The organism is Butyrivibrio hungatei (assembly GCF_001858005.1).
Classification (GTDB): Bacteria; Bacillota; Clostridia; order Lachnospirales; family Lachnospiraceae; genus Butyrivibrio; species Butyrivibrio hungatei.
In genome coordinates this window covers 1,856,047-1,870,655 of the sequence record NZ_CP017831.1, presented here as the reverse complement: position 1 = coordinate 1,870,655, position 14,609 = coordinate 1,856,047, and the positions used below count along the sequence as shown (strand labels likewise).

The 14,609-nt window shown below is 38.6% G+C and carries 12 protein-coding genes and 1 other RNA gene; 11 read left to right on the top strand and 2 right to left on the bottom strand.

Annotation, left to right across the window (positions count from 1 at the left end; all coding sequences use genetic code 11):
• Positions 1–5: 5 nt before the first annotated feature.
• A complete protein-coding gene (locus tag bhn_RS08640) occupies positions 6–878 on the bottom strand; it encodes a phosphoribosylaminoimidazolesuccinocarboxamide synthase (protein WP_071176318.1) in 873 nt (290 codons plus the stop codon).
• A gap of 84 nt (positions 879–962) precedes the next feature.
• Positions 963–2,603, bottom strand: a complete 1,641-nt coding sequence (locus bhn_RS08635; RefSeq protein ID WP_071176317.1) for an ABC-F family ATP-binding cassette domain-containing protein — start codon at positions 2,601–2,603, stop codon at positions 963–965.
• A gap of 215 nt (positions 2,604–2,818) precedes the next feature.
• On the opposite strand from bhn_RS08635, the gene bhn_RS08630 reads away from it, so the two are divergent.
• From bhn_RS08630 to bhn_RS08580, 11 genes are all read left to right on the top strand, one after another.
• Positions 2,819–4,573, top strand: a complete 1,755-nt coding sequence (locus bhn_RS08630) for a GDSL-type esterase/lipase family protein (RefSeq protein ID WP_071176316.1) — start codon at positions 2,819–2,821, stop codon at positions 4,571–4,573.
• 160 nt (positions 4,574–4,733) lie between these two features.
• Entirely contained in the window at positions 4,734–5,216 is a 483-nt protein-coding gene (locus bhn_RS08625) for a hypothetical protein (RefSeq protein WP_071176315.1), read from the top strand.
• A gap of 118 nt (positions 5,217–5,334) precedes the next feature.
• Positions 5,335–7,158, top strand: a complete 1,824-nt coding sequence (locus tag bhn_RS08620; protein WP_071176314.1) for an aminopeptidase P family protein — start codon at positions 5,335–5,337, stop codon at positions 7,156–7,158.
• Between the two features lie 119 nt (positions 7,159–7,277).
• Positions 7,278–7,486: non-coding RNA, 6S RNA (ssrS, locus tag bhn_RS08615), on the top strand.
• Between the two features lie 57 nt (positions 7,487–7,543).
• Positions 7,544–8,377 carry a YihY/virulence factor BrkB family protein gene (locus tag bhn_RS08610; protein ID WP_236845900.1) on the top strand — a complete coding sequence of 278 codons (834 nt, stop codon included), beginning with the start codon at positions 7,544–7,546 and terminating at the stop codon, positions 8,375–8,377.
• Complete coding sequence (locus bhn_RS08605; RefSeq protein ID WP_071176313.1) at positions 8,367–9,512, top strand: AI-2E family transporter; 1,146 nt, start codon at positions 8,367–8,369, stop codon at positions 9,510–9,512. Before bhn_RS08610 ends, bhn_RS08605 begins: the two co-directional genes overlap by 11 nt.
• A gap of 41 nt (positions 9,513–9,553) precedes the next feature.
• On the top strand, positions 9,554–9,760 hold the full coding sequence (locus tag bhn_RS08600) for a hypothetical protein (RefSeq protein WP_071176312.1): 207 nt from the start codon (positions 9,554–9,556) through the stop codon (positions 9,758–9,760).
• Positions 9,761–9,833: 73 nt separating this feature from the next.
• On the top strand, positions 9,834–10,916 hold the full coding sequence (locus tag bhn_RS08595; RefSeq protein ID WP_071176311.1) for an endonuclease/exonuclease/phosphatase family protein: 1,083 nt from the start codon (positions 9,834–9,836) through the stop codon (positions 10,914–10,916).
• Positions 10,917–10,983: 67 nt separating this feature from the next.
• Positions 10,984–12,243 (top strand): 6-phosphofructokinase, encoded by a 1,260-nt coding sequence (locus bhn_RS08590; protein WP_071176310.1) that lies wholly within the window; start codon positions 10,984–10,986, stop codon positions 12,241–12,243.
• A gap of 144 nt (positions 12,244–12,387) precedes the next feature.
• On the top strand, positions 12,388–12,666 hold the full coding sequence (locus bhn_RS08585; RefSeq protein ID WP_071176309.1) for an HU family DNA-binding protein: 279 nt from the start codon (positions 12,388–12,390) through the stop codon (positions 12,664–12,666).
• 189 nt (positions 12,667–12,855) lie between these two features.
• Entirely contained in the window at positions 12,856–14,514 is a 1,659-nt protein-coding gene (locus tag bhn_RS08580) for a putative bifunctional diguanylate cyclase/phosphodiesterase (protein WP_071176308.1), read from the top strand.
• Positions 14,515–14,609 lie beyond the last annotated feature (95 nt).

Below are 14,609 nucleotides of genomic sequence, written 5' to 3'. Positions count from 1 at the left end.
ATAAATTATGCAAGTTCCTTGCCTGTAAGAAGCTTGTATGCTTCAAGATACTTAGCAATAGTCTTGTCGATTACATCCTGTGGAAGATTGTAATCACAATCTGGATTAGCCTTTAAGTAGTTTCGAACGAACTGCTTATCAAATGATGGCTGATCATGACCTTCTTCATATCCTTCAACTGGCCAGAATCTTGAGCTGTCAGGTGTGAGCATTTCATCTGCAAGAACTACTTCACCATTCTCATCTACACCAAACTCGAACTTTGTATCAGCGATAATGATGCCGCGAGTGAGAGCGTAGTCTGCACATTTTTTGTAAAGAGCGATAGTATAATCTCTGATCTTTGTAGCGTAATCAAGTCCGTGACCTGGGAAAGCTTTCTCAAGTACTTCAACGCTTCTGTCAAAATCGATGTTCTCATCGTGATCACCGATCTCTGCCTTTGTGCTAGGAGTGTAGATTGGTTCAGGAAGCTTACCACATTCCTTGAGACCTTCTGGAAGCTTGATGCCACAGACTGTTCCGTTTTCTACATAGCTCTTCCAGCCACTTCCTGTAATATAACCACGAACAATACATTCAACAGGAATCATTGTAAGCTTTTTGCAAAGCATACTGTTACCAGTAAATTCTGGAGCTCTAAAATACTCTGGCATGTCAGCCACATCAACGCTGATCATGTGATTGTTTACGATATCCTTTGTAAGATCAAACCAAAACTTGGACATCTGCGTAAGAACTGCACCTTTTTTAACAACTTTGTTTTTAAGAATGACATCAAACGCTGAAATTCTATCAGTTGCTACCATGATGAGATTTTCCCCGATGTCGTAGATCTCTCTGACCTTTCCCTCTTTTACCGGACTAAATTCCTGCATAATATGCTCCTCCTTAAATGGGTTGAATATATTTATATCAGCCTGGCTGATATTTACGTGGTTACTATATTGATGGCGTGAGGATCAGTCATCCTCTTCTTCGTCAGCAGCAGTGTTATATACTGTACGCTTTCTAGCCATTTCATCATTTTCAAGGTACTCATCATATGTTGAACGCTTATCAATAAGTGTTCCATCTGGAAGGATTTCCATAATTCTGTTAGCTGTTGTCTGTACGACCTGGTGGTCACGGCAGGCAAAGAGCTCAACACCTGGGAATTTGATCATTCCGTCGTTAAGAGCGGAGATTGATTCCATATCAAGGTGGTTTGTAGGTTCATCAAAGATAAGACAGTTGGCACCGCTTATCATCATCTTGGAGAGAAGACATCTAACTTTTTCTCCTCCGGATAAGACTTTAACTTTCTTGACACCATCTTCACCTGCAAAGAGCATACGTCCAAGGAAGCCTCTTACATAAGTTGCATCTTTGATCTCAGAATAACCTGTAAGCCATTCTGTGATGGTGTAGTCATTGTCAAACTCCTTGGTGTTGTCCTTAGGAAAGTATGCCTGAGATGTTGTAACACCCCACTTGTATGTTCCATCGTCTGGCTCAATCTCGCCTGTAAGGATCTGGAAGAGAGTAGTCTTTGCAAGCTCATTGCCGCCTACAAATGCGATCTTGTCATCTCTTTGAACTACGAAAGAAATATTATCTAATACTTTTTCACCATTTACAGTCTTGGAAATTCCATCAACTGTAAGAACTTCATTACCAATCTCACGATCTGGTCTAAAGTCTATATATGGGTACTTTCTGCTTGATGGCTTAATAGTATCAAGCTCGATCTTCTCAAGGGCTTTCTTTCTGGAAGTAGCCTGTTTACTCTTACTTGCGTTAGCAGAGAAACGAGCGATGAACTCTTTAAGTTCCTTGATCTGTTCCTCTTTCTTTTTGTTGGCTTCCTTCATCTGACGGATCATAAGCTGTGATGACTCATACCAGAAGTCATAGTTACCAGCATAGAGCTGAATCTTGCCATAATCGATATCTGCAATATATGTACATACCTTGTTGAGGAAGTAACGGTCATGGGATACAACGATGACTGTATTCTCAAAGTTGATGAGGAATTCCTCAAGCCATGCGATAGCATCAAGATCAAGGTGGTTAGTAGGCTCATCCAGAAGAAGGATATCAGGATTACCAAAGAGTGCTCTTGCAAGAAGAACCTTAACCTTTTGTGCACCATCAAGCTCCTTCATAAGCTTGTAGTGGAACTCTGTGTCGATTCCCAGTCCGTTAAGAAGACTTTCTGCATCTGACTCAGCTTCCCATCCGTTCATTTCAGCAAATTCAGCTTCAAGCTCACTTGCTCTGATTCCGTCTTCGTCAGTGAAATCTTCCTTGGCATAGATAGCGTCTTTTTCATTTTTTACTTCGAAAAGACGAGCATTACCAGCCATAACTGTATCTAAAACTACGTTGTCATCATATTTGAAGTGGTCCTGTTCAAGGAAGGAGAGACGTTCTCCATCAGAAATAACTACATCACCATTAGTAGTCTCAATCTGACCTGAAAGGATCTTGAGGAATGTAGATTTACCAGCGCCGTTAGCACCGATGATTCCATAGCAGTTACCTGCTGTAAACTTAATGTTGACGTCCTCAAAAAGAGCCTTTTTACCAACTCTTAGTGTTACGTTATTAGCACTTATCATTAAAATAGCCTCACTTAAAATAAATCAATAAATTATTCTCTTTGCAACAGTTCGTATTATATGAGAATCTACTATAAAATGCAACAAAAAGGTTGTAATCTTAAAAAGATGCTATAAATGGACGAAAATGACCATTATTCCTGCATAATGAAGTTTCTTTTTACCGGCATTTTAGAGTAAGCTATTTGTATTACAATTTATCAACGGGAGCCAAAATGAAAAAACAAAACGATAATTCAGCAACAGATGCAGAACTTGCACTGAAAAATGGTGGTTGGAACGATAGAAGGTTTGAAGTAGAACCTGCCAAAGAAGAAATAGCAGGAAGAAAAGTGACTATCTTAAGATATGATGTCTCAGAATTTGGGACCTATAAAGTTTCCTTTGAACTTAAGCCTGGCAAAAGAGATATCGAGAATATGACTCTTTTTGCTGGCAGGAGAAATATGATCGAGAGAAAGATCAGTGTTTCTTCAAGTAAAGGAAAGACATATAAAAAAGAATTCTATGTGGCAGTAACGCCTTATATTCCAGCTCTTTCTCCAAACAGATGTAATGATAAGGTGATATTTGTGAGCTTTACAGGGCTAGGAACTGATGACCCTGATGTAAAAGTAAATGTCAGTATCACCAGGGAAGATGTGCCAGTCATCTGGGTAGCTGGAGATTCAACACTTACAGATCAAAATGCCGGAGATCCATATTATCCATATGGAAGCTGCGCCGGCTGGGCTCAGACAATTTCAAGGGCAGCTCATAGGGCCGCAGTGTGCAATCTTGCACATTCAGGAATGACATCAAACTGCTTTAGGGACGATGGTCACTATGATATTGCAAAAGAGCTCATGAAAAAGGGAGATCTTTTCATAATTCAGTTTGGACATAACGACCAAAAGAGAAGAAATCTTGCTGCCTTTGGAGGCTATGAGGATAATCTGAAAAAATATATTGAAGAAGTAAGAAGTCTTGGAGCATTGCCTATACTATGTACTCCGATCAGCAGGGTTCCAGGCAAGGATGAAAACGGAAAGTATTTTTCAATGCTTGATCAGTATTCAAAAGCTTGCTACAAGGTTTCAAAGGAAACAGATACGATTCTTGTTGATCTCCACGGCTATACCTTTGAAAAGTGGATAGAATATGGTGAAAAGGCAAGAGATTACTTTATAAAGGGCGATATCACTCATACAAATGAGTATGGAGCAGTTTTGATCGCAGACTTTTTCTTAAAGAGTATTAATGGAAAGCTTGATGAAGACTATTTTTATGATATAGATGAGGATATTTTTTTTACACCTGATAAAGATACCAGGGAACTTCCAAAAGAGCTTCCTTCAAAGGATGTGTTTAGTATAGAACCTCCATTTGTCGATACAGTGGGGATTCCTGAATATGAAGGTATAAAGAAAGCTTTTAGATATGGGCTTTTAGACCCTTGTGTCATGCATCTTCACCCCTATGCAGTCATGCCAAGAGCTCAGCTTTTAATGGTCATGTTTAAAGCTTTCAGGCTCGCAGGTAAGAGGCCATATTTAAATGAATATGCTGACATAAGTGAGCTTGATTGGGATGCAGGTTATGTGCAGGCTCTTTATGATGGAAACCTTATTGATTCGGAAACTGTCAAAAAAGATGGTGCAGGTAAGCTTTTCTTTAGACCGGATGATCCTTTGACATATAAGGAATTTGCAAGCTTTATCGTCAGGTACATGGAAAAAGATGTTACGAAAAGGAATATTTCCTTAAGCGAATGCGAAAAAAAGGCTGTAGAACTTGGATTTGTATTATCCGAAGCCAGAAGTACTGATGATCATGTCAATGAGTCAATAAAAAATGAAAAGTATAGACTTGCAAAAGGAGAGTATATTTCAAGAGCTGAGGTATATTCTGCACTTTCATTGTTCATAGAAAGGACAGGAGATACAAAAAAAGAGTTGCCGTCTGATGTTGAGGTACATCCTGTTCACTAAAAAATGTTGATAGAATAATGATATTAAAGTATTACTTAATTGTTAATGAAATTACAACATGAGTAAAACAATCTTGTAAAATATTACAACTAATGTTAATATTTCCACGTAAGCAATTATGTTTATAGCCTGAAATACACACATTAGGAGGATTACAAAAATGGCAAAGACTAGGGCAAAGATATTTGATGAAATGGTCTTTGATGATGCAGTTTATGCCAAAAGAGTCTACGATGACGCCAAGGTAAGGCTTCGCAGAAATACAGTTGCTATAGTTGTGTCAGTAATTGTGATGCTCCTGGATATTACAGTTGTACCAGCTTTAGTTAATAAGCTTTTCAGTGACTATGCACTTCCTGGATATATTCTTTTATCAGGGGCACTGGCTGGGATTGTTTATTCTATAGGTGGAGGCTTTGTAAATACAGTGCGCGTAGCTGTTAAAGCAGGCAAGATAGTATGGTACATCATCCCGTTTGTTCCATTAGATATTTTGTTTGGGCTTATGGCTTCTTTTACTGCTTTTTGCCTTGTGATCATATTTCCTGTGATTTTTGTTTCATTAAACAGGATTCAGATAATGAAGAACAAGCGGGCGGCGATACAGTATTTGAGCAGTTTTGATGAGGAAACTCCTGCTTAAAAATCATGACAATATATTGAATTAGTGATACAATCCTATTTGTGCTAAAGGGCATAAATAGGATTTTTTTGCAGGTAGGATTTGTATTAACAGATCTTTACATAGGAGGAATTTTAAAATGGCGTATGAGAACACAGAAATAAAAGGAAGACTTGCAAATTTACGCAAGAAGATGGCTGAACTTTCAGTAGATTACTATATGATGCCTACATCAGACTTCCATAACTCAGAGTACTCTGCAGATTATTTTAAAGTAAGAGAGTATTTTTGCGGATTTGATGGATCTAACGGTACCCTGGTTGTATCCAAGGATGAAGCTGGAATGTGGACAGATGGCAGATACTTTATTCAGGCTGAGAATCAGATGAAGGGAACTGATGTAGCTCTTTTCAAAATGATGAATCCTGGAGTTCCAACTATTTCAGAATATCTTGTAAAGAATATGAAGAGTGGACAGACACTTGGTTTTGACGGAAGAGTTATTTCTACCAGCATTGGAGAAGACCTCGAAAAGAAGCTTTCAGACAAGGGCGTAAGCTTTAAGATCGATAAGGACCTTGCTGAAGATGTCTGGACAGATAGACCAGAGCTTCCTTGCCACGATATGTATGTGCTTAGCGATGAGCTTTGCGGTAAGTCATTTAAGGAAAAACTCTCTGATGTCAGAAAGAAGATGGAAGAATATGGCACAAAGGCTCATCTTCTCAGTAAGCTTGATGATATCATGTGGCTTACAAATCTTCGTGGAAATGATGTAGAGTGCAATCCAGTAGCTCTTTCATACGCATATATTACAATGAATCAGTTTGTTCTTTTTGTTCAGTCAAAAGAGGTAACAGCTGATGTAAAGGATTACTGCCATAAGGTAGGCATTGAATTAAAGGATTATCACGAATTAACTTCATTCCTTGAAGATATTAAGTTTGAGGGAGATGTTCTTTACGATAAGAGAAACACTAATTTCCTTACATACAAGACTCTTTTAAAGAAGGCTGCTGACTGCGGTGTCAAGCTTGTAGATAAATACAATCCAACTGAGCTTATGAAGGCTGTAAAAAATGAGACAGAGCTTAAGAACATCAGAGAAGTGTATGTAAAGGATAGTGCTAAGCTCACAGAGTTCATTTATTGGGTAAAACAGAATGTGGGCAAGGTACCTATGACTGAGTACACAGCTGCAATGAAGCTTGATGGTATGAGAGCAGAGCTTCCTGGATTTATTGAGCTTTCATTCCCTACTATCAGCGCTTACAATGCAAATGCAGCTATGGCACACTATGAGGCGACAGAAGATAACGCAGCAGAGGTTAAGGCTGAGGGCATGCTTCTTGTGGATTCAGGTGCTACATACATGGGCGGTACAACAGATGTTACCAGAACTATCGTAGTAGGTGAGATCTCAGACGAAATCAAAAAGCACTATACAGCAACTGTTAGTGGTATGCTTAATCTTGCAGCATCAAGCTTTATGGAAGGCTGCACAGGCAGAAACGTAGATACATTTGCGAGAGCTCCACTTTGGAACATCGGTCTTGATTACAACCACGGAACAGGTCACGGAATCGGCTACATGTTAAATGTACATGAGGGACCTCACAATATCAGATGGAGATTTGCAAAGGGAGCTGATGAGCAGGCTCTTTTACCTGGTATGATCGTATCTGATGAGCCAGGTGTTTATGTTGAGGGCAGCCATGGTATCCGTATTGAAAATATCGTAGAAGTAGTAGACAGATGCAAGACAGAGTCTGGTAAGTTCTTTGGATTCGAGCATCTTACATATGTACCTATCGATCTTGAAGCTATCGACAAGAAGTACATGGATGCCAAGAGTGTAGAACAGCTCAATGCTTATCACAAGGCTGTATATAAAAAGATCAGTCCATTAATCAAGGATGAAGCGGTTCTTAACTGGTTAAAAGAGGCAACAAGAGAGATCTAAACTTAAGTAATCATATTTACAGAACTTTTTAATATTCCTAAAATATGTGTGAAAAGATGGCGCTATAGCTTGAAAAAAGCCTCTTGTTGAATATAATAATAGTTAGAAGTACTAATGTATTTCTCCTGGGATGTCCGACAACTCCTGCGTAATTTGAACCTACAGTTACTTTAAACGGGAATCCTACATTGCTATCTTTGATGTCACACCTTCGGCCCTGCGCATGCGCAGACCAGCTATGGGAGAGGGAGGCAGAGATTATAGTTGCGGTAACCCACCTGGCGATAGCTAGGAGTCAAATAACAGGAACCGGCATTTTGGGGTTATTTTAGGAAATAAAAGCAGTCATTTGATCATGGCTGCTTTTTCCATTTTAGGGGGCAATATGAATGCTTTAGCTGCGCTCTTTGCAATGGGCAAAGATTTTTCTGAAAAAATGCAAAAAAAGAATATTCCAGCCTTTGCAAGTAGTACAGCTTTTTTCTTTATCCTTTCACTTATTCCACTGCTTTTATTGTTTACATCGATCTTGCCTTATACGAATCTGACGGAAAATGACCTGGTAAGGGCTGTAGTAGAGGTAACGCCTGATTTTGCCAATGACATTTTGATAAGGCTTGTTGATGAGACATACAATCAGGGTACAGCCATCCTTTCTCTTACAGCTATCATCGCACTCTGGTCAGGATCTCTTGGAATGCTGGCGCTTATAAGAGGACTTAACTGTATCTATGATGTAAATGAGCGCAGAAATTATTTTTATTTAAGGCTTATTGCAGCTCTTTATACTGTTGCTATGGCAGTTATTCTGGTGACTATGCTAATCCTCATGGTATTTGGAAATATTCTGGAAGATCTCATAGTAAGTGCATCTCCAACCTTTAGCTATGTGATGTCTTTTTTGATCAATTTTAGATTTGTGTTAGTTATAGGTATTGCGATTATGTTATTTGCGTTAATATATACTTATGTACCAAGTGCCAAGATAAAGTTTGTTCATCAGCTTCCTGGTGCGATCTTTTCAGCGGTTGTCTGGTACGTGTTTTCCTGGATCTTTTCAATTTATGTCAATAAGACTGATAACTACTCACTTTATGGTAGCCTTGCAACTCCGGTTATCATGATGTTTTGGCTATATTTTTGTTTCTATATTTTCTTTATAGGAGCTTTTATCAACAGATTTTTTGATGAATTCGGTCGGAGGGATTATGAAGTTTAACACTAAGTGGTTCAAAAAGAAATGGGTTTCTTATACGATCGCAACTTGCTCAGCAGTTGTGCTGTACATGTTGCTTTCACATTTTTCAGTGATCCTGGATGGGATAAATAGTATATTTGGATTTATTAAGCCTGTAGTAGTAGGCTGTGTTATTGCCTATATCTTTGATCCGTTATCCAAGCTCTTTGAAACTTCTATATACAAGAAGCTAAAGAATGAAAAGACAAGATGGAAGATGTCTGTTGCGACAGCTATCATAGTAATAATCGCAGCTGTTGTACTTTTGTTTGTCGCACTTATACCTCAGATAGTCGATAGTATCACAACCTTTGCTTCAAACATCGGAAGCTATGTTGAATCTTCACAAGAGCTCATTGACCAGTTTGAGAAAGCTCACGCAAACGGTATCTTAAGCTCTGAGTTCAGCGGTCTTGCAAATATTGTAAACAAAGTGCTGGAAAACATCGGCAGTCTGTTTACTGACAATATGGAGGGCATCGTCAACAGCTCTGTTAGTGCTGGAAAGAACGTATTTGATATAGTCATTTCCTTTATCCTTGCAATATATCTTTTGCTGGACAAAAGAAGGATCATCAATGGTATTTCAAGACTTATGGAACTTATCCTCAAGGAAAAGACCTATAAAAGCTCTGGAGAGTTTTTGGATAAATGCAACAAGATCCTTATCAGATACATCAGCTTTGATATTATCGATGGTGTTATCGTTGGTATAGTAAATGCAATCTACATGTTGATCGCAGGACTTCCTTATGCGGTGCTTATTTCTGTTATCGTTGGAATAACAAACCTTGCACCAACTTTTGGTCCAATAGTAGGAGCTGTTATCGGTGGTTTCATCCTTGTACTGGTTAATCCATGGTACGCTTTATGGTTCCTTATATTTACCATTATCCTTCAGACAGTTGATGGATATATATTAAAACCAAGATTATTCGGAGAGAGTCTTGGAGTGTCGCCACTTATGATACTTATCTCTATCATCCTTGGTGGAAGACTCTTTGGCGTAGTAGGAATCCTTCTGGCTATTCCATTTGCTGCTATTTTCGATTTTGTATGGAAGGATTTCATACTAAAAAAACTTGAGGAAAGAAAGGCTAAGAGGTACAATATATAGTGTAATGAGCACAAAATATTCGTGTCTATAGGAGGGGTGCTATGACAGAATTTTTAGATGCAGCAATCAGCTTTGCAAAAGATAAGATAGATAAAGGACTTGAAATCTGGGAGGGCTTCGATGATGATCAGAAGAAGCTTTTAATTGGCTGCGCCGTTGCAGCAGTTAGTGTGATCGTTATCGCCTCAATTGCTTACGGCATTGGCAAATCCCACGGGAGAAAGCTTGCTCTCGAGGAAGATTTTTAAGATATAGTCAAAAAAGCATCTGCTTTTACCAGCAGGTGCTTTTATTGTCTAAAATCAAAACGGAAAGGTTTTTATGAAGAGATTTGTAAAGTGCGCTGGCATAGGCGTTTTTTTGTTAGTCCTTATATTGGGAACTATTCTGGGTTTTTTATCAATTGATGAGTATGAGCCACAGGATCTTGAGTATCTTATGGTCAACGGGGAAGAGGGTGAGACTCTTTCAATTGGAGAAAATTTAGTCATAATGACCTGGAATATCGGTTATGGAGCTCTCGGAGACAACGCAGACTTTTTCATGGATGGCGGCAGGATGGTCAATACCGCTGACGAGGGAAGAGTTGAATATAACTTAAATGGTATGATCAAAGTTATAAATGCACAAAAGCCAGACATTTTGATGCTTCAGGAGGTAGACAGGTATTCTACAAGATCCCACTATTTTGATGAGTTTGAATATATCAGACAGTTTGCAGATATAGACGCAGTTAGTAATGAAAGAGCTTTTGCCTATAATTATGTAGTATCTTATATTCCTTTGCCAGTTCCACCAATAGGAAAGGTTAATGCAGGAATAGGCCTGTTTAGTAAGTATGATGTTTCTGAGTGTACAAGAGTTAAGCTTCCTTGTCCCTTTAGCTGGCCACTTAGAACCATCAACCTGAAAAGATGCTTGGAAGTATCAAGACTTCCTATCAATAATTCTGACAAAGAGCTTGTTCTTATTAACCTTCACCTTGATGCCTATGATGATGGCAAAGGTAGGATACAGCAGACAAAGGTCTTAAAAGATCTTTTGGAATCTGAACTTGATAAAGGAAATTATGTAATAGCAGGAGGCGATTTTAATCAGGTATTTTCAAATACGGATCTAAGTGCATATCCACTTCACGAGAAAACCTGGCAAGCAGGAGTCATTGATATTAATGAATTTGATGACAGATTCAGCTTCATGACAGATGCAAGTATTCCTACATGCAGATCTTTGGATGCACCATTTGTTTCAGTTCAAAATAAAGATCCGGAAAATTTTCAATATTACGTTATAGATGGTTTTATTATTTCTGACAACATTGAGGTTCACGATATTAATACGATAAGTACAGATTTTGTGTACTCTGACCACAATCCATTATGCGTTGAGATAACACTGAAATAATAGTGACAGTGTACGTTTTTTCGCATATAATAGGGGATAAGACATCTCATGAAAGGGGACAGGAGAAATGGTACAGAAAAAGAAACGAAACGTAATTGTTGGACAGTCGGGGGGACCTACAGCGGCTATCAACTCTTCACTTGCCGGAGTTTATAGAACCGCAATTGACCGTGGATACAATAAGGTTTACGGAATGATCCATGGTGTCCAGGGTCTCATGGAAGGGAGATATGTAGATCTTTCTGATCACATTCAGAGCGGACTTGATATCGAGCTTCTTAAGAGAACACCTTCAGCTTATCTTGGTTCATGCAGGTACAAGCTTCCCGAAATATTTGAGAGTAAAGAAATTTATGAGAAGATCTTTGATATTCTCGCAAAGCTTGAGATCGATTGCTTTATCTACATTGGTGGTAATGACTCTATGGATACCATTAAGAAGTTGTCAGATTATGCGATCATTTCAGGTTCAGACATTCGATTTGTTGGATGTCCTAAGACAATCGATAATGATCTGGCACTTACCGATCACACTCCTGGCTATGGTTCAGCAGCCAAGTACATCGGTACTTCAGTAAAAGAGATAATAAGAGACAGCTGGTCTCTTGAAACCAGTCACGGACAGGTTATTATTGTGGAAGTAATGGGAAGAAATGCTGGATGGCTTACTGGTGCTACAGCACTTGCCAAGGGCGAGGACTGTGATGGACCAGATGCAATCTATCTTCCTGAGATTCCATTTGATATGGATGCATTCATTAAGAAGATCAAAGCTCTTCTTAAGACCAAGGCATCTATAGTTATAGCAGTTTCAGAAGGTATCAGAACTAAAGATGGTAAGTATGTAAGCGATATGGATAAATCAGTAGAGTATGTTGATGCTTTTGGTCACAAGCAGCTTACAGGTACAGCAAGATACCTCTGCAACATTGTTTCTGCAGAATGCGGATGCAAGACACGTGCAATCGAGCTTTCAACTCTTCAGAGAGCTGCCAGCCACTGCGCATCACGTGTTGATATCCTTGAAGCTTATGAGGTTGGTGGTGCAGCTATGAAGGCCGCAGATGAAGGCGATAGCGGCAAGATGGTTGTACTTGAGAGACTTTCAGATGATCCTTATCAGGCAGGTACAGAGGTTAAGGATGTTCACAAGATCGCTAATGATGAACGTACTGTACCAAGAGAGTGGATCAGTAAAGACGGCACATATGTAACAAATGAGTTTATTACATATGTAAGACCTCTTATTCAGGGCGATGTTGGCCCAATTATGGTAGATGGTATTCCTAGACATTTGTATAGACCTGGTTTCCAGGATATCTTATAAGGTGAAAATTAGGAAAAGTCTAGTAAAAAATGGCGGATTTTGAAAAAAATCCGCCATTTTTCTGCGTTTTAGTGTTGTTATGTGTAAAAAAACGTGGTAAAATGGGCTTTGTAATAAAATATTTCTTTTTGGAGGGAAAATTACATGAACAAGACAGAACTTATCGATGCAATCGCTAAGGAGGCAGGACTTTCAAAGAAGGACGCTGCTGCAGCACTTAATGCTTTCACAGAGACAGTAACTAAGGAGCTTAAGAAGAAGGGAAAGGTTCAGCTTGTTGGTTTCGGTACATTCGAGACAACAAAGAGAGCTGCTAGAACAGGTAAGAATCCTCAGACTGGCGCTGCAATCAAGATTCCTGCATCTGTAGCACCTAAGTTCAAGGCTGGTAAGGCACTTAAGGATCTTGTAAACAAGAAGTAATTTTTTTATGAGATTGAAGGCTGTATCAATTTGATACAGCCTTTTTCAATGCCTAAAATTTCTAAATAAAAGTCACGGTTTCCCCAAAACTGTGAATGGTAACCATTTCTAATATTGTTGAAAAATAGTTGGTTTTTTAATAAGATTATATTGTATTCTTATGATTTTATGTAAAGGGAGAGAGATCTTATGACATTTGAAAAAAGCTTTGAAAATTTTGTGCAGATTTTATCTGAAGAAAATGTGACACCTGAAATCTCTCCTGGAGCGCTTTCAGATATCGCCAAGGATTTTTCACTTCGTTCAATTGTTGCGATTGTTTCTAGTGCACCAGGTTCAGATAATGCAGGAGAGCCGGATACGGTCATATCTCTTTTTGGACCTGTTCCTGAAAAGGAAGTTCCAGCGTACCTGTTCAAGCATCCAATAGGAGATAAGAAGAACATTTCTTATAATATTTATCTTTATGGTGACAAATCCTGGAGTGAAGAAGAGTACAAAAGCTTTGCAGTTGTCATAGATATATTGTCATTTCACATGGAGCGCTTCCTGTTGTCCAAGATAGTGGAAAAGAGCGCGCTTACTCAGTATCTTACAGGGCTTCCTAATTCAGGAGGTTTTATTCAATTTGCTGTTTCCAAAATGGAGAGTGGCGCTATTTATGAGTACGATTCCTTTGCGTTTAATTTAAAGAGCTATGGTCTTATCAGCAGAAGGTATGGACTTGCTGAAGGTGATCAGATCATGAAAAGATACGCCGCAAAGCTCAGAGAATTCTGCCAGAAAGACGAGATAATATCTCATTTTGGTGGTGATAATTTTGCTGCCCTTATTAAAAAAGAAAGAACAAAAGATTTTTTGAACTTTCTATTATGCGTTCCTGTTTACGGAATCAAAAATGAGAAGAGAGAAGACTTTAACATTGCAGCAGTTATAGGCGTATATGCTGTAGATGAATCATTAAAAGAGCCGGGACAGCTTATTTCAAGGTCAACAATGGCTTGCAGTTATGCTAAAAACGTTGCTAATAAGCCTTATGTATTTGTTAATAAGGCTATGAGTACCAGAATATACAGACAAAAGCAAATTGAGGATAGATATGAAGAAGCTCTTTCAAATGATGAGTTTAGAATTTATCTTCAGCCAAAGGTAGACACGATAACTGGTGAGATAATTGGTGCAGAGGCTCTTTCTAGATGGTTCTGCAACGGCGTAGTGCTTTATCCTACAGAGTTTGTGCCAATCCTTGAGCAGGAGGGAATGGTAGCTTCTCTTGATCTTTATGTTTTAAAGAAGGCCTGCTCTTTTATTAAAGACTGGATGGATAAGGGAATGATCCCTGTTCCTGTATCAGTTAATTTCTCAAGAAGAGATTTAAGTTACAAGCACTTGGCTAAAGAAATTGGAAATATCATAGATGAAGCAGGTATTGAGCACAAGTTCATTGAGATAGAAGTTACAGAGACTTCTAGCGAAGATGAGAGAACGCTTATGACAGCATTTCTAAACAAACTTAGGGAAATGGATATCGCAACCTCCATTGATGATTTTGGAACAGGTTATTCATCTCTTTCTACCCTTAGAGATTTCCCTGTAAAGACTATAAAGATAGACAGATCCTTTATTACAAGTGAGACTCTTACCAAAAATGATGAAATAGTTCTTAGGAACATCATAAGCATGGCCAAGGAACTTGATATCGATGTAATTGCAGAAGGTGTTGAAAGAGAAGATCAGTCTGAGCTTCTTATGCATGTCGGATGCCATGTTGTTCAGGGATTCCTTTATGATAACCCAATGCCTAAGGATGACTTCGATAAGCGACTTGAAAAGAAGTTTTATTCGTAATTTTATTATAAAAACTTAATAGAAAATTTATAATATCCCCGTTCACAATTTGTTCACAAAGTGATATCATTTATTCTGTTGTTTCTTTTGAGAGT

Bases quoted from the DNA above. Each gene is read 5' to 3' on its own strand.
- bhn_RS08600 (WP_071176312.1), top strand. From the start codon at position 9,554: ATGACAGAATTTTTAGATGCAGCAATCAGCTTTGCAAAAGATAAGATA.
- bhn_RS08640 (WP_071176318.1), bottom strand. From the start codon at position 878: ATGCAGGAATTTAGTCCGGTAAAAGAGGGAAAGGTCAGAGAGATCTAC.
- bhn_RS08605 (WP_071176313.1), top strand. From the start codon at position 8,367: ATGAAGTTTAACACTAAGTGGTTCAAAAAGAAATGGGTTTCTTATACG.
- bhn_RS08590 (WP_071176310.1), top strand. From the start codon at position 10,984: ATGGTACAGAAAAAGAAACGAAACGTAATTGTTGGACAGTCGGGGGGA.
- bhn_RS08625 (WP_071176315.1), top strand. From the start codon at position 4,734: ATGGCAAAGACTAGGGCAAAGATATTTGATGAAATGGTCTTTGATGAT.
- bhn_RS08635 (WP_071176317.1), bottom strand. From the start codon at position 2,603: ATGATAAGTGCTAATAACGTAACACTAAGAGTTGGTAAAAAGGCTCTT.
- bhn_RS08620 (WP_071176314.1), top strand. From the start codon at position 5,335: ATGGCGTATGAGAACACAGAAATAAAAGGAAGACTTGCAAATTTACGC.
- bhn_RS08630 (WP_071176316.1), top strand. From the start codon at position 2,819: ATGAAAAAACAAAACGATAATTCAGCAACAGATGCAGAACTTGCACTG.
- bhn_RS08595 (WP_071176311.1), top strand. From the start codon at position 9,834: ATGAAGAGATTTGTAAAGTGCGCTGGCATAGGCGTTTTTTTGTTAGTC.
- bhn_RS08580 (WP_071176308.1), top strand. From the start codon at position 12,856: ATGACATTTGAAAAAAGCTTTGAAAATTTTGTGCAGATTTTATCTGAA.
- bhn_RS08610 (WP_236845900.1), top strand. From the start codon at position 7,544: ATGAATGCTTTAGCTGCGCTCTTTGCAATGGGCAAAGATTTTTCTGAA.
- bhn_RS08585 (WP_071176309.1), top strand. From the start codon at position 12,388: ATGAACAAGACAGAACTTATCGATGCAATCGCTAAGGAGGCAGGACTT.